Source organism: Streptomyces sp. TS71-3 (assembly GCF_018327685.1).
GTDB lineage: Bacteria > Actinomycetota > Actinomycetes > Streptomycetales > Streptomycetaceae > Streptomyces.
In genome coordinates, this window is the sequence record NZ_BNEL01000003.1 from 1871636 (window position 1) to 1889284 (window position 17649).

General features: G+C 73.8%; 13 protein-coding genes. 4 read left to right on the plus strand and 9 right to left on the minus strand.

The genetic code is table 11. The annotated features are described in order from the left end of the window. Window positions 1–34 precede the first annotated feature (34 nt). The 7 genes from cysC to Sm713_RS32140 form a co-directional block, all read right to left on the minus strand. Window positions 35–613: an adenylyl-sulfate kinase gene (gene cysC / locus Sm713_RS32115; RefSeq protein ID WP_212913479.1), complete on the minus strand. Its 579-nt coding sequence runs from the start codon at window positions 611–613 to the stop codon at window positions 35–37. Further along, complete coding sequence (locus tag Sm713_RS32120; RefSeq protein WP_212913480.1) at window positions 610–1323, minus strand: phosphoadenylyl-sulfate reductase; 714 nt, start codon at window positions 1321–1323, stop codon at window positions 610–612. Before Sm713_RS32120 ends, cysC begins: the two co-directional genes overlap by 4 nt. Continuing rightward, window positions 1320–1514, minus strand: a complete 195-nt coding sequence (locus Sm713_RS32125; protein WP_212913481.1) for a hypothetical protein — start codon at window positions 1512–1514, stop codon at window positions 1320–1322. Before Sm713_RS32125 ends, Sm713_RS32120 begins: the two co-directional genes overlap by 4 nt. Continuing rightward, window positions 1511–3205 (minus strand): nitrite/sulfite reductase, encoded by a 1695-nt coding sequence (locus Sm713_RS32130; RefSeq protein ID WP_212913482.1) that lies wholly within the window; start codon window positions 3203–3205, stop codon window positions 1511–1513. The genes Sm713_RS32125 and Sm713_RS32130 overlap by 4 nt, the downstream gene beginning before the upstream one ends. A gap of 149 nt (window positions 3206–3354) precedes the next feature. Further along, complete coding sequence (locus tag Sm713_RS41810; RefSeq protein ID WP_374196134.1) at window positions 3355–3438, minus strand: putative leader peptide; 84 nt, start codon at window positions 3436–3438, stop codon at window positions 3355–3357. A gap of 145 nt (window positions 3439–3583) precedes the next feature. Continuing rightward, window positions 3584–4852 carry a GAF domain-containing protein gene (locus Sm713_RS32135; RefSeq protein WP_374196135.1) on the minus strand — a complete coding sequence of 423 codons (1269 nt, stop codon included), beginning with the start codon at window positions 4850–4852 and terminating at the stop codon, window positions 3584–3586. A 328-nt stretch (window positions 4853–5180) separates the two neighbouring features. Beyond that, window positions 5181–6851, minus strand: a complete 1671-nt coding sequence (locus Sm713_RS32140) for an acyl-CoA dehydrogenase family protein (protein WP_212913484.1) — start codon at window positions 6849–6851, stop codon at window positions 5181–5183. A 17-nt stretch (window positions 6852–6868) separates the two neighbouring features. On the opposite strand from Sm713_RS32140, the gene Sm713_RS32145 reads away from it, so the two are divergent. Then, window positions 6869–8170 (plus strand): YihY/virulence factor BrkB family protein, encoded by a 1302-nt coding sequence (locus Sm713_RS32145; protein WP_212913485.1) that lies wholly within the window; start codon window positions 6869–6871, stop codon window positions 8168–8170. A gap of 19 nt (window positions 8171–8189) precedes the next feature. Here the strand turns inward: Sm713_RS32145 and Sm713_RS32150 are convergent, their stop codons facing one another. After that, window positions 8190–11189: a glycoside hydrolase family 2 TIM barrel-domain containing protein gene (locus tag Sm713_RS32150; RefSeq protein WP_212913486.1), complete on the minus strand. Its 3000-nt coding sequence runs from the start codon at window positions 11187–11189 to the stop codon at window positions 8190–8192. 141 nt (window positions 11190–11330) lie between these two features. Next, a complete protein-coding gene (locus Sm713_RS32155) occupies window positions 11331–12605 on the minus strand; it encodes a D-arabinono-1,4-lactone oxidase (protein WP_212913487.1) in 1275 nt (424 codons plus the stop codon). Between the two features lie 271 nt (window positions 12606–12876). Here Sm713_RS32155 and Sm713_RS32160 point away from each other — a divergent pair, with 271 nt between their 5' ends. The 3 genes from Sm713_RS32160 to Sm713_RS32170 all read left to right on the plus strand — a co-directional run bounded on the left by Sm713_RS32160 (window position 12877) and on the right by Sm713_RS32170 (window position 17623). Beyond that, window positions 12877–14241: a radical SAM protein gene (locus Sm713_RS32160; protein ID WP_212913488.1), complete on the plus strand. Its 1365-nt coding sequence runs from the start codon at window positions 12877–12879 to the stop codon at window positions 14239–14241. Window positions 14242–14587: 346 nt separating this feature from the next. Beyond that, a complete protein-coding gene (gene rsgA / locus Sm713_RS32165; RefSeq protein ID WP_249416828.1) occupies window positions 14588–15694 on the plus strand; it encodes a ribosome small subunit-dependent GTPase A in 1107 nt (368 codons plus the stop codon). 525 nt (window positions 15695–16219) lie between these two features. Next, a complete protein-coding gene (locus Sm713_RS32170) occupies window positions 16220–17623 on the plus strand; it encodes a bifunctional transcriptional activator/DNA repair enzyme AdaA (RefSeq protein WP_212913489.1) in 1404 nt (467 codons plus the stop codon). The last annotated feature ends 26 nt before the right edge of the window (window positions 17624–17649 follow it).

Here is a 17649-nt window from a genome sequence, read left to right on the forward strand (position 1 = left end):
GAGGCACCCCTCTCGGTTGCTTCTTCAGGCGCCCTCACACGAGGCCCCTCTCCCTGAGCAGCCCGTGCAGCGCGGTCGCCGACTCCTGCACCGTCTGGTGCTGCGACTCGATGCGCAGGTCGGGCGAGTCGGGCTCCTCGTAGGGGTCGTCAACCCCGGTCAGGCCGGTGATCTCACCCGCGGCCTGCTTGGCGTAGAGCCCCTTGACATCGCGTGCGGAGCATATGCCGACCGGTGTGGCGACATGCACCTCCACATAGGGGGTGCCCTCGCGCTGGTGGCGCTTGCGCACGGCCTCGCGGCTGTCCGCGTACGGCGCGATCACGGGAACCAGCACCTTCACGCCGTGGCTGGCGAGCAGCTCCGCGACGAAGCCGATGCGCTGCACGTTGGTGTGCCGGTCCTCACGGCTGAAGCCGAGCCCCGCGGAGAGGAACTCGCGGATCTCGTCGCCGTCCAGCACCTCCACGCGGTGCCCCTCGCCCTCCAGCCGCCCGGCGAGCTCCCTGGCGATGGTGGTCTTGCCGGCGCTCGGCAGGCCGGTGAGCCAGATGGTGGCTCCGGTCACGTCGTTCTCCCCGTCGTCAGCGTCGTCATGAGAGTGGCGGCTCATCCGTGCAGCCCGCACTCGGTCTTCGCGCGGCCCGCCCAGCGGCCGGCCCTGGCGTCCTCGCCCTCCAGCAGCCGCCGGGTGCAGGGCGCGCAGCCGACGGAGCCGTAGCCGTCCATCAGCAGCGGGTTGGTCAGCACGCCGTGCTCCTCGATGTAGGCGTCCACGTCGTCCTGCGTCCAGCGGGCGATGGGGGACACCTTCACCTTCTGCCGGTTCTCGTCCCAGGCCACGACGGGAGTGCCCGCCCTGGTCGGCGACTCGTCGCGGCGCAGCCCGGTGACCCACGCGTCGTACCCGGCAAGGCCCTCTTCCAGGGGCTGGACCTTGCGGAGCCGGCAGCACAGGTCCGGGTCGCGGTCGTGCAGCCGGGGCCCGTACTGCGCGTCCTGCTCGGCGACCGTCTGTCGCGGGGTCAGCGTGATCACGTTGACGTCGAGGACGGCCGCGACGGCGTCGCGGGTCCCGATGGTCTCCGGGAAGTGGTAGCCGGTGTCGAGGAAGACGACGTCGATGCCGGGCAGCGCCCGGGAGGCGAGGTGGGCGACCACCGCGTCCTCCATCGAGGAGGTCACGCACAGGCGCCCGCCGAACGTCTCGGCGGCCCAGGAGAGGATCTCGGCCGCGGACGCCTCTTCGAGGTCGCGGCCGGCCCGCTCCGCCAGCTCCCTGAGTTCGCCCGTTGCCCGTCCCTGAGCGGAGACCGTGGTCATGTCCCGTTCCTCCCCATCCCGTCGACACTCGTGTCGCGCGTCAGCCCCCGGGCCAGCAGGCCCAGGAACTTCAGTTGGAAGGCTCGGTTGCACGCCGCGCATTCCCAGGCGCCGCCATGACCCTGCTCACTCGGGCGCAGGTCCTCGTCACCGCAGTACGGGCAGTAGAAGGGCGCGGCTCGCTCGCTCACGACAGGGCCTCCTCCTCGGCGCGCCCCGCCCAGGTGGCGAACCGCTCGCCGTCCTCGCGGTCCTCCAGGTAGCGGCGCAGGACGCGCTCCACGTAGTCGGGCAGCTCCTGCGCGGTGACCTTCAGCCCGCGCACCTTGCGGCCGAAGCCCGCCTCCAGGCCGAGGGCGCCGCCCAGGTGCACCTGGTAGCCCTCCACCTGCTCGCCGTGCTCGTCGAGCACGAGCTGCCCCTTGAGGCCGATGTCCGCGGTCTGGATGCGGGCGCAGGCGTTCGGGCAGCCGTTGAGGTTGATGGTGATGGGCTCGTCGAACTCCGGCAGGCGGCGTTCCAGCTCGTCGATGAGCCCCGCGCCGCGCGCCTTGGTCTCGACGATGGCGAGCTTGCAGAACTCGATGCCGGTGCAGGCCATCGTGCCGCGCCGGAACGGCGAGGGGCGCACGCTCAGGTCCAGCGCCTCCAGGCCTTCGACCAGGGAGTCGACGCGGTCCTCGGTGACGTCGAGCACCAGCATCTTCTGCTCGGCGGTGGTGCGCACCCGGCCGGAGCCGTGCTCCTCGGCCAGCTCGGCGATCTTGGTGAGCAGGGTGCCGTCGACGCGGCCGACGCGCGGTGCGAAGCCGACGTAGTAGCGGCCGTCCTTCTGGCGGTGCACGCCCACGTGGTCGCGCCAGCGCTCCAGCGGCTGGTCCGGTGCGGGGCCGTCGATCAGCCGCCGCTTCAGGTACTCGTCCTCCAGCACCTTGCGGAACTGCTCCACGCCCCAGTCGGCGACCAGGAACTTCAGGCGGGCGCGGGTGCGCAGGCGGCGGTAGCCGTAGTCGCGGAAGACGGCGACGACGGCCTCGTGGACGTCGGCGACCTCCTCCACCGGCACCCAGGCGCCGAGGCGCTGCCCGATCTTGGGGTTGGTGGACAGGCCGCCGCCGACCCAGACGTCGAAGCCGGGGCCGTGCTCGGGGTGCCGCACGCCGACGAACGCCACGTCGTTGATCTCGTGGGCGACGTCCAGCAGCGGGGAGCCGGAGACGGCGGTCTTGAACTTGCGGGGGAGGTTCGAGTACGCCGGGTTGCCGATGACGCGGCGGTGGATCTCCTCGATCGCCGGGGTGCCGTCGACGATCTCGTCCTCGGCGATGCCCGCGACCGGTGAGCCGAGGATCACACGCGGCACGTCGCCGCAGGCCTCGGTGGTGGACAGGCCCACGCCCTCCAGGCGGCGCCAGATCTCCGGGACGTCCTCGACGCGGATCCAGTGCAGCTGGATGTTCTGCCGGTCGGTGATGTCGGCGGTGCCGCGGGCGAACTCCGCGGAGATGTCGCCGATGACCCTCAGCTGCTGCGTGGTGAGCCGCCCGCCGTCGATGCGGACCCGCATCATGAAGTAGCGGTCGTCCAGCTCCTCCGGCTCCAGGATCGCCGTCTTGCCGCCCTCGATGCCGGGCTTGCGCTGGGTGTACAGGCCCCACCAGCGCATGCGCCCGCGGAGGTCGGCGCCGTCGATGGAGTCGAAGCCGGCCTTGCTGTAGATCGTCTCAATACGTGTCCGGACGTTGAGACCGTCGTCGTCCTTCTTCGACTGCTCGTTGGCGTTGAGCGGCGTGAAGTGGCCCTTGGCCCACTGGCCCTCACCGCGGTGGCGGGTCGCCTTGCGGTGCGGCGCGGCACCGGGCTTTCGTGGGGTGGTAGCCATGGTGGTACGTCCTTTGGACAGGCAGGCGGCTTGACCTGCGCATACGGGCACGTGCGGGTGTGTGCGGGCATACGGGCGCGGCGCTGCGCAGTCGCCTTGCGAGGGCGGGGTGTCCCGTGGACACGAAAGAAGCGGCGGTGCTGTGACTATCAGCCCGCCGGACAGATGGCGCTGGACATGCGGCCGAGGTCGACGTGCCGCCGGCTCACCAACAGAATTCCAGCTCCAGACATGAGGGAAGGTTGGCACGCGGGTCTCGGGTCAGTCCACCTATATCCACGATGTGGACGAACTGGTCTCGCTATGTGGTCTCGCGGGAGGACCTCGACCGTGCCGGATGCCGGCGGTGCGGCGTGGCACACAGGACGGGGGCGGACCTCACCGGGCCCCGGCGGCCCGCGCCCTGCGCACCGTGAGCGCCGTCGAGTGCGGCAGCAGGTCCGCCGGACGGTCCGGCAGCAGCAGGCCCACCTCGGTGTCCGCGCGGAACCGGTACGGGCGGTGCTCCAGCAGGGCCGTCAGGTAGCGCCGGATCCGGGACAGCTCCGCCCGCACCGTCACCGTGCGCGCCGCGTCCCCGAACATGTCCGCGGCGAGCTCGGCTGCGGTGCGCCCGGCGGGGTGCGCCGCCAGCAGGTACAGCAGCTCGGCGTGGCGCGGGGTCAGCTCGTGCGTCCACTCGCCCGCACCGCCCGAGACCGTCACCCACGAGCACCGCGGGTCGCGCAGGTCCAGCACCACCCGGGTGTCGAGGCGCTCCCGGCCGGCCTCCGCCCGCACCAGCCAGCCGCCCGGCAGCGGCTCCACCGCGCACATGCCCAGCGCGGGCAGCCGGCTGAGCCCCGCGCCGAAGGACTTGGGCAGCACCAGGCGGTCGACCGGGGCCATGCCCGTCACCGCGGCCGTCCAGCCGTCCAGGTCCACCACCAGCGCCCGGCCCCGCATGCGGGCCAGCAGGGGCGCCGCGAGGGCCCGCAGCCGTTCCAGCGCCGCCGCGTGCCGCTCCCGCAGCCGGGCCTCGGCCAGCTTCGCCACCGAGCCGACCAGCGCCAGCATCGCCGGGTGCGGGCTGTCCACCGGGCCGCTGATGTCCACGACCCCGAGCAGCCTGCCGTCCCTGGGGTCGGTGATCGGGGCGCCGGCGCAGTTCAGGCGGTGCAGGCCCCGCACGAAGTGCTCGGCCGAGAACACCTGCACCGGGCGCCGCACCACGAGCGGGGTGCCGATGCCGTTCGTGCCGACGACCGTCTCGCGCCAGTCGGCGCCGACCGCCAGCCCGATGCCGTCGGCCATCCGCAGCACCGGGGCGCCGCCCTCCCGCCAGAGCACCCGGCCCTCGGCGTCGCAGACGGCCATGATGTGCTGCGCCGTCTCCGCCACCGGCAGCAGGCACTCGCGGAGCACGGGAAGGACCTCGCCCAGCGGGGTGCGCCTGCGGCGGGTCTCCAGCTCCTCCAGGGTCAGCAGCCCGGGCACCGGCGTGCGGTCCGGGTCCACGCCGCCGCGCAGCGTGCGGGCCCACGACTCGCCGATCACCGGACGGGGCAGCAGCCGGGCCCGGCGGCCGGAGAGCACGGCGGCGCGGGCCTCCTTGAGCTGGCGTGCGGCCCGTCCGGCGTCCCGGGCCGTCAACCTGGTCGGATCGATGTGCTGTGCCTGTGCCACGTGGCCCTCTCCATGAAGCCCGAGGCCCCGGTGCGGGGCGAGGCCGGTGTACACGGTGTGCGGGGGAGCGCGCCCGGTGTCCATCGTGCCGCCGGAACGGGTCCGGGATGTGCCCGTTTCCGGGAGCGGGACCGGCGAGTTGCAACCTCCTGCAACCCTGGCGGGCCGGGCTGGGGGTCGATGAAGCTGACGGTGTGTCGCCTTTCGGCGGCACGCCGCCCGCCTTCTCGGAGCGGAACCGTGGGGGTGGTGCCGTGTCGGCGCGGCACCACCCCCACGTCGGCTTCACCGGCGGGAACGGCCCCCGCGCTCAGGCGCCCTCGGGACCCGGCTCCCCGTCGGGGCGGGCACGGTCGACCACCGAGGCGAGGTCCAGGGTGGCCGGCAGGGTGCCGAAGGCGCTGCCCTGGTCGCGGCCGAGGCGGGAGGCGCAGAAGGCGTCCGCGACCGCCGGGGGCGCGTAGCGGACCAGCAGGGAGCCCTGCAAAACGAGCGCCATGCGCTCCACCAGGCGCCGGGCCCGCGCCTCGATGTTCTCCAGGTCGCCCAGCTCCGTCAGCAGGTCCTTCGCGGCGCCGTCCAGGCGGTGGTCCGCGCCGCGCGCCCGGCCGATCTCCTCCAGGAACGCGTTCATCGCCGCCGGCTCGCGCTGCATCGCGCGCAGCACGTCCAGCGCCTGGACGTTGCCGGAGCCCTCCCAGATCGAGTTCAGCGGCGACTCGCGCAGCAGCCGCGGCATGCCGGACTCCTCCACGTAGCCGTTGCCGCCCAGGCACTCCAGCGCCTCCACCACCATCGGCGTGCAGCGCTTGGTGATCCAGTACTTGGCGGCCGGCACGGCGATCCGCAGCAGGTGCTTCTCGTGCGGGTCGTCGCTGTCGTACGCGGAGGCCAGCCGCATGGCGAGCACCGTCGCCGCCTCGGACTCCAGGGCGAGGTCGGCGAGGACGTTCCGCATCAGTGGCTTGTCGATCAGCTTCCCGCCGAACGCCTCCCGGTACGCGCAGTGGTGCACGGCCTGCGCCACCGCCTGCCGCATCAGCGCCGCGGCACCCAGCGCGCAGTCGAGGCGGGTGGCCGCGACCATCTCGATGATGGTCCGCACGCCCCGGCCCTCCTCGCCCACCCGGCGCGCCCACGTGCCGTCGAACTCGACCTCCGACGAGGCGTTCGAGCGGTTGCCCAGCTTGTCCTTGAGCCGCTGGATCCGGAACACGTTCCGCTCGCCGTCCGCCAGCACCCGCGGCACCAGGAAGCACGTCAGGCCCCCGGACCCCGCCGCGGACCCGGCCTGGGCCAGCACCAGGAAGCCGTCCGACATCGGTGCCGAGCAGAACCACTTGTGCCCCGTCAGCAGGTACTCGCCCTCGGCGGACAGCGCCTCGGCGCGGGTCGTGTTGGCCCGCACGTCGCTGCCGCCCTGCTTCTCCGTCATGCCCATCCCGAAGAGCGCGCCGGCCTTCTGCGCCGCGGGCTTGAACTCCTCGTCGTAGATCGTCGACGTCAGCCGGGGTTCCCACTCGGCGGCCAGCTCCGGCTCGGCGCGCAGCGCGGGCACCGCGGCGTGCGTCATCGACAGCGGGCAGCCGTGCCCCGCCTCGACCTGCGACCACACCAGGAAGCCGGCGGCACGCCGCACATGCCCGCCCGGCCGGGACCAGGCGGCGGTCAGGCCGGCCGAGACGCCCTTGGCGAGCAGCCGGTGCCAGGACGGGTGGAACTCCACCTCGTCGATCCGGTGGCCGTAGCGGTCATGGGTGCGCAGCCGCGGCGGGAACTCGTTGGCGAGCGTCCCCCATTCCTGCGCCTGCGCCGAGCCGGCCGCCCGGCCGAGTTGGGAGAGCTCCGCCGCGGCCTCCTCGGCGAGCTCCGGATCGAGGTGCCGGCGCACGGCTTCCGCAAGGGCCCGGTCGGCGGCGAAGACGTCATATCCGACCAGCGGCGGAGGCTGGTTGGTCACTGTGTGGGTAGGTGCTGCCATGCCGATACGGTAAGGAGGTGCACCAGGCAAAGGAAACACCTGCAGAGCCGTCCGGCCGACTAGGCCGCGCCCGTGCCCTGTACCGGAACGTCTCGATGCGCAGAACCGCCTGGCTGCTGCTGAAGGACACCGTCACCTCCTGCATGGAGTACCGCATCCTCGGCCTCGCCGCCGAGGCCGCCTTCTTCACGCTGCTGTCCGTGCCGCCGCTGCTTCTCAGCATCATCGGGCTGCTCGGCTACGTCGACGCCTGGACGGGCGCCCACACCATCGCCGGCCTGGAGAAGAACATCCTGGAGGCGTCCCGCACCGTCCTGTCCGACGAGGGCGTGCGGGAGATCGCCCGGCCCATCCTGGACGACGTGACCAGGGGCGGCAGGCCGGACATCATCTCCATCGGCTTCGTCTTCGCCCTCTGGTCGGGCTCGCGCGCCGTGAACGTCTTCGTCGACACCATCACCGTCATGTACGGCCTGGACGGCGTCCGCGGCATCGTGAAGACCCGGCTGCTCTCCTTCGGCCTGTTCATCGTCGCGCTGCTGATCGGCTCGATCGCCCTGCCGCTGATGGTGGCGGGCCCCGACGCGGTCGTGCAGATCGTGCCCTGGTCCACCACGGTGGTGCGGGTCCTGTACTGGCCCGTCGTGATCGTCCTGTCCGTGGTCTTCCTGACGACGCTGTACCACGTGTCCGTGCCCGTGCGCTCGGCGTGGGTGGAGGACATGCCCGGCGCGCTGGTCGCCCTCGCCATGTGGGTGCTCGGCAGCTTCCTGCTGCGGATCTACCTCACCAACACCGTGGAGGGGCCGACCATTTACGGCTCGCTCGCCGCGCCCGTCGCCGTCCTGCTGTGGATCGGCGTCTCCGCCTTCGCCGTGCTCGTCGGCGCCGCCGTGAACGCCGCGCTCGACCGCGTCTGGCCGTCGGTGGCCACGGCCGCGGCCCGCGCCGCGCAGGACCGGGCGCGCGCCGCGCTCACCTCCGAGTACCGCGCCTGGTGGGCGGCCCACCGGGCGCTCGGCGGCGACGGCGAGCCGGGGGAGGACGGCGCGGAGGGCGAGGAGGGCGCGGAAGCCAAGGAGCCGCCCATGCCCTCAGAGTTCCCCGAGCGCTGGTCGAAGTTCCTGCCGCCCGAGGACATCACCTCCCGCCTGCGCACCCACGCCCGCCGGGGCCGCCCCAAGCACGACCCCGGCCACCGGGACCAGGACGCGCCCCGTTCCGGGGACGGCCACGACCGGCAGGACGGCACCCGCCAGGACGGCACCGGCCAGGACCACGCCGGCCACGACGGCCCCCACCGCCGCGGCCGGCACTAGCGACCGTCCACCGCGCCCCTCAGGATCCGACCGACCAGGTGAACGAGAACTCCGCGGGCTCCGCCTTCAGTTCGTACCCGGGCAGGACCCCGGGGCCGCAGGACTGGGAGCCGATGCCCTGGATGCCGTGGTCCAGGTTGATCCAGAGGGTGGGCCCCGGGGCGAGGTCCGTCCGGTGGCGGGCGGCGTCCAGCTCCTCCGCCGTCCAGGGGCGCGCCGTGAGGAAGCACGCGGGCTCGGCCGCCACCCTCAGGGTGCCCGGGCCGCCGGTGAACTCAGCCCACCGGACGTCCGTGCGCGCGCCGTTCTCCTGCGGGTGCACGTACGGCGTCTGGAACTCCTCGACCGTGGCCGTGTGGCGGGCGAGCCGCGCGGCCGTCCGGGTGTCCGGGTACGCCTCGCCGGGCCCGCCGCCGAACCAGGTCACCCGCTCGTAGTCCGCGGGGACGCCGAAGCGGATGCCCAGCCGGGGCAGCGGCACCCGCCAGTCCCCCTCGGGGGTGACGGAGACGGTGAGGGTGAGGGCGGTGCCGTCCGAGGTCCAGCGGTACTCGGTGGCCAGGCCGACCTGCGTCGCCGCGGGGGCCACCCGGGTGCGCACGACGAGGGCGGCGTCGGGGCCCTCGCCGGCGCTCACGCCGTCCAGCCGGTGGTGCACCCGGTGCAGGCCGAGGTGGCGCCAGAGCGTCCCGAGGCGGGTGGCCGGCGGGCCGCCCGGGGAGCCGTCGTCGTTGTCCGTGGGTGCCCGCCAGATGTCCAGGCGGGGCGCCTCGACGGGGACGTCCCCGATCCGGCGCAGGCTGCCCGTGTGCGCGTCGAAGACGGCCGGGCCGAGCGTGAGCAGCTCGCCGCCGTCCGGGGCGGCCGTCCGGACCGGGCGGGCGCCGCGCGCCGGCGCGACGGGCTCCCGCGGGGTCGCCGCGACCTGGCCCCAGGCGACCGTATGGCCCTGCACGGCCCAGTCGGTGTCCCGGGCGAGCGCGGCCCGTACCGTCCAGTTCCGCTCGCCGCCGCCGTCCGCCGGCGCCGCGCCGGGCACCTCCGGCAGCTCGACCTCGGCGTTCTCGCCGGGCAGGAGCGGGGGCACCTTGAGGTCACCGCTCGCCACGGTCTCGCCGTCGACCTCGTACGACCAGGTGAACGCGAGGTGGGACAGGTCGGCGAAGTCGTGCCCGTTGGCGATCCGGACGGTGCCCGCGGCGCCGCCGCCGTCGATGCGGACGGGCTCGATCACCTTCTTGAACTCGACCAGGCCCGGCGACGGGGTGCGGTCGGGGAAGACGAGGCCGTCGCAGACGAAGTTGCCGTCGTGCAGCTCCTCGCCGAAGTCGCCGCCGTAGGCGTAGCCGAACCGCGGGTGGGCCAGGCCGTGGTCGATCCACTCCCAGACGAAGCCGCCCTGGCAGCGCGGATACTTCTCGAAGAGCCGCTGGTACTCCAGCAGCCCGCCCGGCCCGTTGCCCATGGCGTGCGCGTACTCGCAGAGGATGAACGGCAGCTCGCGGCGCCGCTCGGGGCCCTCGTCGGCGCGCCGGCCGATCTCGTCGACCTCGGCGTGGTCCGCGTACATCCGCGAGTAGACGTCGGTGTCCTTGCTGGACCGGTCGCCCTCGTAGTGCAGCAGGCGGTCCGGGTCGCGCTCGCGGATCCACTCGGCCATGGCCGTCAGGCCAACTCCGCTGTCGCACTCGTTGCCGAGGGACCAGAAGACCACGCTCGGGTGGTTCTTGTCGCGCTCGACCATGCGGGCGGCGCGGTCCAGCAGGGCCGGGGTCCAGCGCTCGTCGTCGACCGGGTTGCGCCGCCAGCCGCCCCGGTTGAAGCCGTGCGTCTCCAGGTCGCACTCGTCGATCACCCACAGGCCCAGCTCGTCGCAGAGCGCCAGGAACGACGGGTGCGGCGGGTAGTGGGAGGTGCGGACGGCGTTGATGTTGTGCTGCTTCATCAGCAGCACGTCGCGGCGCATGGTCTCCGCGTCGACGCTGCGTCCGGTCTCCGGGTGGAACTCGTGGCGGTTGACGCCGCGCAGCAGGATCCGCCGGCCGTTGACCTTGACCACGCCGTCCTCGACGACGACCGTGCGGAAGCCGACGCACAGCGGGATCCGCTCGCCGTCGGTGGCCAGCTCGCCGTCGTACAGCCTCGGCGTCTCCGCCGTCCAGGGCTCCACCGGGACGGTCACGCTGTCCCCGGCCGCGCAGTCGACGCCCAGCTCCGGCACCGTCACCCGGCCCGGCACGGAGGCGTCCACGCGCAGCGTGCCCTCGCGGGTGCGGTGGTCGTAGGAGGCGTGCACGAAGAAGTCGGCGGCCGTGCCGTCCGGCCGGTGCAGCAGGGCCACCTCGCGGAAGATGCCCGGCATCCACCACTGGTCCTGGTCCTCCAGGTACGAGCCGGACGACCACTGGTGGACCCGGACCGCGAGGACGTTGCCGGCCGGCTTCAGCAGCGCGTCGACGGCGAACTCGTGGGGCAGCCGGGAGCCCTTGAACTCGCCCAGCTCCGTGCCGTTGAGCCAGACCCTGGCGCAGGACTCCACACCCTCGAACCTGAGCACCGCGGGCCCCTCGGGCCAGTCCTGCGGCAGGTCGAAGGTGCGCAGGTGGTCACCGGTGGGGTTCTCGGTGGGCACCCGCGGCGGGTCCACCGGGAAGGGGTAGTTCGTGTTGGTGTAGGCCGGGGCCCCGAACGCGCCGTCGCCTTGCAGCACCCAGTGCCCCGGGACCGCGACGGTGGACCAGCCGGACGTGTCGTGGCCCGGCTCGGCGAAGGCGGTGTCGTGGGCGTCGGCGGTGGCGGCGAGCCGGAAGAGCCAGTCGCCGTTCAGGGAGAGTGCGGCGGCGGCGCCGGCGTACCAGGCGCGCGGCGGCAGGCAGCCGCGGCCCGGCGAGACGTCCTCGTGGTACGGGAGCGCGGAAGCGCCGGGGGCGGGGGCTTCCGGGACGGTGTCACGGCGGGTGCCCTCGGTGCCCCCGGCGGGGCCCTGGGCGGCGGAGGCGGAGTCGTGCGGGATGGCCATCGGTCTCCTCATTCGAACGGTGACGGCACCACCCCACCCGAGCGGCCCGCGTGTATCAAGTCCCCGGCCGGGGGATCGCGCTGCCTGCGCCGATGGGCCGTGCCGCCACGGCCGGGGGACCGGGGCGGCACGGCCCCGGGATCAGGCGCCGGGGGCGGGCAGGATCCGGTCCAGGAACGGGTTGCGGAACGTCCCGGAGGGGTCGACGTCCGTGGCGAGCGCGGCGAAGTCGCCGAGCCGCGGGTAGCGGGCGCCCAGCGTCTCGGGGGTGAGGGTGAAGACCTTGCCCCAGTGCGGCCGGGCGTCGAACGGCGCCAGGCTCTCCTCAAGGGCCGCGACGACGGGCAGCACGGCGGCGGTGTCCTTCACCCAGGTGAAGTGCAGGGCGACGGTGTCGCGGCCGTACGCCGGGCTGAGCCACTGGCGGTCGGCGGCGACCGTGCGCACCTCGCAGATCTGGAGCACCGGCGCGAGCGTCTCGCGGATGCCGTCGAGCGCGTCCAGCGCGGCCCGGGCGTGGCCGCGCGGCAGCAGGTACTCGGTCTGCAACTCGGCCCCGCTGCTCGGCATGAACTCGGCACGGAAGTGCGGCAGCCGCTCGTGCCAGGGGCCGACCGAGCCGAGCTGGGGGGTGCAGTTCTCGGCGGGCATGCCCGGAACCGGGTGCTGCGGCTCGGTCGCGGGCGGCGCCCAGGGGAAGTCGGGCGCCGGCGCGTCCCCGGGGCGCGCACCGTCCAGGCGCTGCTTCAGCCAGACCTGGTTGAAGCGGGGCGCACGCCAGTCCGTGAACAGGCTCACGCTGTAAGCGGCCGAGGCCACCGCCTCGAAGTCCAGCTCCGCGAGCGGCAGCCCGGTGAAGACGTCCTGGCGCACCTCGTACGCGGGCTCCAGGTCGAGTGTGAGGGCCGTCACGACGCCGAGGGCGCCCAGCGACACGACGGCCCCGTCGAAGCGGTCGTCGCCGCGGCGCAGCGTGAGCGTCGAGCCGTCCGCCGCGACCATCTCCACCTCGCGGACGGCCGAGGCCAGCGAGCCGTTGGCGATCCCCGAGCCATGGGTGCCGGTGGCCACGGAGCCCGCCACGGAGATGTGCGGCAGCGAGGCCATGTTGTGCAGCGCGAAGCCGTGCGCGTGGACCCGGCGGGCCAGCTCCGCGTAGCGCAGCCAGCCCGAGACCCGCACCGCCCGCGCGGCGGTGTCCACGTCGACCTCGGGCGGCAGCTCGGCCAGCGACAGCAGCACGCCGTCCGTGTCCGCGATCTCGTTGAAGGAGTGCCCGCTGCCCAGCACGCGGACCCGTCTGCTCGCCGCCACCAGCTCGCGCAGCGCGCCGAGAGAACCGGGTGAGGACACCTCACGTGCGGAGAACGTGATGTTGCCCGCCCAGTTCGTCACGGCCGGTATGCCGTCGCTCATCCAAGCCCCTCGGTGAGACGGTGCGCACGTTCGTGCGCGTGGTTCGGCCACATTCTCCGCCACGGAGGCGGCCGGCGGTCATGCGGGCTCGCGCTCGCGCCCCTTTCGGGCGGCTCTTCGTCCCGTTTTGCCGTCCGGGATGGGTGGTCTTGGCCATGTCCGGGCCCTCTGCCGGTGGTGGGGCCCCGAGCGCCGGATGAGGGGGCATACCGTGAGACGCGTGCACGGGCACGAGCAAGGACCGCGCACACCGCAGCAGCGAGGAGAAGCGATGAGTGTCACGGACACAGGGCCGCAGGCGTCACCGAAGGGCGAGGAGCGCCGCACCGCTCTGGTCGAGAGCCTGATGGAGCGGTTCCCCGGGGTGCCGCGGGAGGCCGTCCTGAAGGAGGACCTGCTGCGCGGCGGTGTCGCGTTCGACGAATCCGCGCTCAGCGACAACGAGAACGGCGAGGTCAAGCCCAAGTCGTACTTCATCTTCTCCTTCGACCACGGCACGCTGCCCGAGCTCGGCGAGGCCGCCCTGCGCCGCCCGCCCGAGGAGATCGTCCTCACCGGCGGCCCCTACGAGCTGCGCCGCACCGTCGTGTCGGTACGGGTGAACCCGTCCTCGCCCTACCGCGTGGCCGCGGGGGACGACGGCATGCTCGGGCTCTACCTCGACGGCCGGCGCATCGCGGACGTCGGCGTGCCGCCGATGCCGGACTACTACCGGCACACCCTCGCCAACGGAAAGTCGGTCATGGAGGTCGCCCCCACCATCCAGTGGGGCTACCTGATCTACCTGACCGTCTTCCGCGTCTGCCAGTACTTCGGCGCCAAGGAGGAGTGCCAGTACTGCGACATCAACCACAACTGGCGCCAGCACAAGGCGGCCGGGCGCCCCTACACCGGCGTCAAGCCCGTCGAGGAGGTGCTGGAGGCGCTGGAGATCATCGACCGGTACGACACCGCGAAGGCGTCCACCGCGTACACCCTCACCGGCGGCGCCATCACCAGCCACATCGGCGGCAAGGACGAGGCCGAGTTCTACGGCCAGTACGCCGAGGCCATCGAGGAGCGCTTCCCCGGCCGCTGGATCGGCAAGGTCGTCGCCCAGGCGCTGCCGAAGGCGGACGTGCAGCGGTTCAAGGACTTCGGCGTGCAGATCTACCACCCCAACTTCGAGGTGTGGGACCGCCGCCTCTTCGAGCTGTTCTGCCCCGGCAAGGAGCGCTACGTCGGCCGCGACGAGTGGCACCGCCGCATCCTGGACTCCGCCGAGGTGTTCGGGCCGCGCAACGTCATCCCCAACTTCGTGGCGGGCGTCGAGATGGCCGAGCCGTTCGGCTTCACCACGGTCGACGAGGCGATCGACTCCACCACCGAGGGCCTGCACTTCTTCATGTCCCGCGGCATCACGCCCCGCTTCACCACCTGGTGCCCCGAGCCCACCACCCCGCTGGGCAAGGCGAACCCGCAGGGCGCGCCGCTGGAGTACCACATCCGGCTGCTGCAGGCCTACCGGGCCACGATGGACGAGTACGGCCTGTCCTCCCCGCCCGGATACGGCCGGCCCGGCGCGGGGCGCGCGGTGTTCTCGGTCAGCTCGTTCATGGACAGCCTGCCGCATGACGAGGACGTGGCCGAGGACTGATCCCGGGGCAGGTGACCCGGAGGGAGCGGGTGCCGGGTGCCGGCGCCGGGTGGCCTTGGGCCGGGTCCCGGCGGAAAACCGGTTGGCCCGGCGTGGACCGGCGGGCTAGATTGCGGGCGTTCCGCGCGGTGGCCGAGGGCCGCCGCGCCGGGCGTGACCGGTAGGCCGAGCGCAGGACAGGGAGGTGTGACCGATGGCTGTCGTTGTGATGGGCGCTGCCCGCATCCGGAAGTTCATCCCGTCCACTCCCGTGGCCCCCGGCCGACCTCTCCGCGCTGCCTGAGCAGCGTTCCGCCGCGCGCTCGTGCGCGCGGCGCCGGGGCCACCCTTCGTGAAGGGCCTCCCCTTGAACGACCACGTGAACACCCCTGGCGATTCTGCTTCCGCACTCGCCCCGTACTGCTGGGACGACGCCTGGGCCACCGCCTTCGCCCCGCACGCCGCAGAGGGCCTGGTGCCCGGGCGGGTGGTGCGGGTCGACCGCGGCCAGTGCGACGTGCTCACGCCCGGCGGCCTCGTCCGCGCCGACACCTCCTTCGTCACCCCGGACGACCCGACGCGGGTGATCTGCACCGGCGACTGGGCCGCCGTCGACCCGGACGGCGACCCGCGGTTCGTCCGCACCTACCTGCCGCGCCGCACGGCCTTCGTCCGCTCGACCTCCTCCCGGCGGTCCGAGGGACAGGTCCTCGCGGCCAACGTCGACCACGCCCTCATCGCGGTCTCCCTGGCCGCCGAGCTGGACCTCGGCCGCGTCGAACGGTTCACCGCGCTCGCCTGGGAGTCGGGCGCCCAGCCGGTCCTGGTGCTCACCAAGGCCGACCTGGTGGAGGACCCGGTGATCCGGGCGCACCTCGTGCAGGACGTCGAGCTCTCGGCGCCCGGCGTGCAGGTGCTGCCCGTCAGCGCGGCCACCGGCGAGGCGGTGGACGTCCTCGGCGCGCTGGTCGCGGGCGGCACCAGCGTGCTGCTCGGCCAGTCGGGCGCGGGCAAGTCCACCCTCGCGAACGCGCTGCTCGGTACGGACGTGATGGAGGTCCAGGCGGTTCGCGACGCGGACGGCAAGGGCCGGCACACCACCACGACCCGCAATCTGCTCGCCCTGCCCGGCGGGGGCGTCCTCATCGACACGCCCGGGCTGCGCGGCGTGGGGCTCTGGGACGCCGAGACCGGCGTCGGACAGGTCTTCTCGGAGATCGAGGAGCTGGCCGAGTCCTGCCGCTTCCACGACTGCGCGCACACCGCGGAACCGGGCTGCGCGGTGCTGGCCGCCGTGGCGGACGGATCCCTGGCACAGCGCCGCCTGGACTCGTACCGCAAGCTGCTGCGCGAGAACGAGCGGATCGTCGCGAAGACCGACGCGCGGGTGCGCGCGGAGCTGCGACGCCAGTGGAAGATGCGGGGCGCGCAGGGGCGCGCGGCATCCGAGGCGAAACGGGGGCGTTTCCGGTAAGGGTCTCTCCTTCCCGAGCTCCACAGCGCCTGCGGCGGGCCACCGGGCCCAGCCCCTTGCGGTCTCGTTTCCGGCCACCGGCCGGTGGGGCTTGCTCGCGCAGTTCCCCGCGCCCCTTATCGACTGGGCTGAGCTGGCTGCCCATCTGCGGAGGCCGCCCCGAGAGGGCGCGCAGCGCCCTTTTGAGGGTCGCGGGGAACTGCGCGACCAGCCACGACGGACCGTCGGGTGGTCACCGTCCCGAGGGGGCAGCCTGTGCGGGGGGCGCGCAGCGCCGAAAAGGGGCGCGGGGAACTGCGCGACAAGCCACGACGACACCGTCAGGTCGTCACCGGCCCGAGGGGGCAGTCGCTGCCGTCTTCGGACCGCTGTCCCCACTGCCTGAAGGGCGTCGGAGGTATCCCCGCCCCCCGACGGCCCCCGGCGCGCGGCAGCGCGCCCCGGCGCCGAGCGCCATGAAGGTCGGCGGAACCCCATGTCCGATTTCCGCCAGCCCTCCGCCGCCCCGTCCCGGAGAATGGACGCATGACCGACGAAGACACCAGGTACGAGGCCGTGCGCAGCAGGGACGCCCGGTTCGACGGGCTGTTCTTCTTCGCTGTTGAAACCACCGGCATCTACTGCCGGCCCAGCTGCCCCGCCGTCACCCCGAAGCGCCAGAACGTCCGCTTCTACCCCACCGCGGCCGCCGCCCAGAGCTCCGGGTTCCGCGCCTGCCGCAGGTGCCGCCCCGACGCCGTCCCCGGCTCCGCCGAGTGGAACGTCCGCGCCGATGTCGTCGGCCGTGCCATGCGCATGATCAGCGACGGCGTGGTGGACCGCGAGGGCGTCACGGGGCTCGCGGAGCGGCTCGGCTACAGCGCCCGGCAGGTGCAGCGCCAGCTCACCGCGGAACTCGGCGCCGGCCCCGTGGCGCTCGCCCGCGCCCAGCGCGCCCACACCGCCCGGGTGCTCCTGGCGACCACCACCCTGCCGATCACGGAGATCGCCTTCGCGGCCGGCTTCGCGAGCGTGCGCCAGTTCAACGAGACCATCCGCGCCATCCACGACCTCACCCCGACCCAGCTCCGGGGGCCGGCCAGGAGCCGCAGGCCCGCGAACGCGAGCGCGCCCCCGGCCGCCGGCCCGAGCACCGCGGCGGCCCCGGGCATACCCCTCCGCCTCGCCCACCGCGGCCCCTACCAGGCCGGCCCCGTCTTCGACCTGCTCGCCGAGGAGGCCGTCCGGGGCGTCGAGGAGGTGACCGGCGCGCCCGGCTCCCGTACCTACCGGCGCACGCTGCGGCTGCCCCACGGCACGGGCATCGCCGCCGTCGACGAGCGGGCCGGCACGGCCCCCGGCGGCTGGCTCGACGCCCGCCTGCACCTGACCGACCCGCGCGACCTCACCACCGCCGTGCAGCGCCTGCGGCGGCTCTTCGACCTGGACGCCGACCCGTACGCCGTCGACGAGCGCCTCGCCGCCGACCCGGATCTCGCCCCGCTGGTGGCGGCCCGCCCGGGCCTGCGCTCGCCGGGCGCCGCGGACCCGGAGGAGATGGCCGTGCGTGCCCTCGTGGGCCCCGCCGAGGCCGCACGGCTCGTGGAGCACCACGGCAAGGCCCTGGACGCGCCGGACGGCACGCTCAGGCACGTCTTCCCCGAGCCCGGCACGCTGGCCGCCGCCGCGGAGCCCGACGGGCCGCTCGGCGCCCTCGCCGCCGCCCTGGACGACGGCACGCTGCGGCTTGACGCCGGCGCCGACCGCCGGGCCGCCCGGCGGGTGCTGCGGGAGCTGCCCGGCATCGACGCCCGCACCGTCGCCGAGATCCGCACCCGGGCGCTCGGCGAGCCCGACGTCGGCCCGGCGAACGGCCCCGCCCCGGAGAGCTGGCGGCCCTGGCGCTCCTACGCACGGCAGCACCTCCGGGCCGCAGGGGCACCCCGGTGACGACCGAACGCGGGCACCACAGGACC

What these genes read in the sequence shown, in the direction of transcription:
- Sm713_RS32150 (WP_212913486.1), bottom strand. Translation starts at nt 11,189, where the DNA reads ATGGCCATCCCGCACGACTCCGCCTCCGCCGCCCAGGGCCCCGCCGGG.
- Sm713_RS32120 (WP_212913480.1), bottom strand. Translation starts at nt 1,323, where the DNA reads ATGACCACGGTCTCCGCTCAGGGACGGGCAACGGGCGAACTCAGGGAG.
- cysC (WP_212913479.1), bottom strand. Translation starts at nt 613, where the DNA reads ATGAGCCGCCACTCTCATGACGACGCTGACGACGGGGAGAACGACGTG.
- Sm713_RS32140 (WP_212913484.1), bottom strand. Translation starts at nt 6,851, where the DNA reads ATGGCAGCACCTACCCACACAGTGACCAACCAGCCTCCGCCGCTGGTC.
- Sm713_RS32170 (WP_212913489.1), top strand. Translation starts at nt 16,220, where the DNA reads ATGACCGACGAAGACACCAGGTACGAGGCCGTGCGCAGCAGGGACGCC.
- Sm713_RS41810 (WP_374196134.1), bottom strand. Translation starts at nt 3,438, where the DNA reads ATGTCTGGAGCTGGAATTCTGTTGGTGAGCCGGCGGCACGTCGACCTC.
- Sm713_RS32160 (WP_212913488.1), top strand. Translation starts at nt 12,877, where the DNA reads ATGAGTGTCACGGACACAGGGCCGCAGGCGTCACCGAAGGGCGAGGAG.
- Sm713_RS32155 (WP_212913487.1), bottom strand. Translation starts at nt 12,605, where the DNA reads ATGAGCGACGGCATACCGGCCGTGACGAACTGGGCGGGCAACATCACG.
- Sm713_RS32130 (WP_212913482.1), bottom strand. Translation starts at nt 3,205, where the DNA reads ATGGCTACCACCCCACGAAAGCCCGGTGCCGCGCCGCACCGCAAGGCG.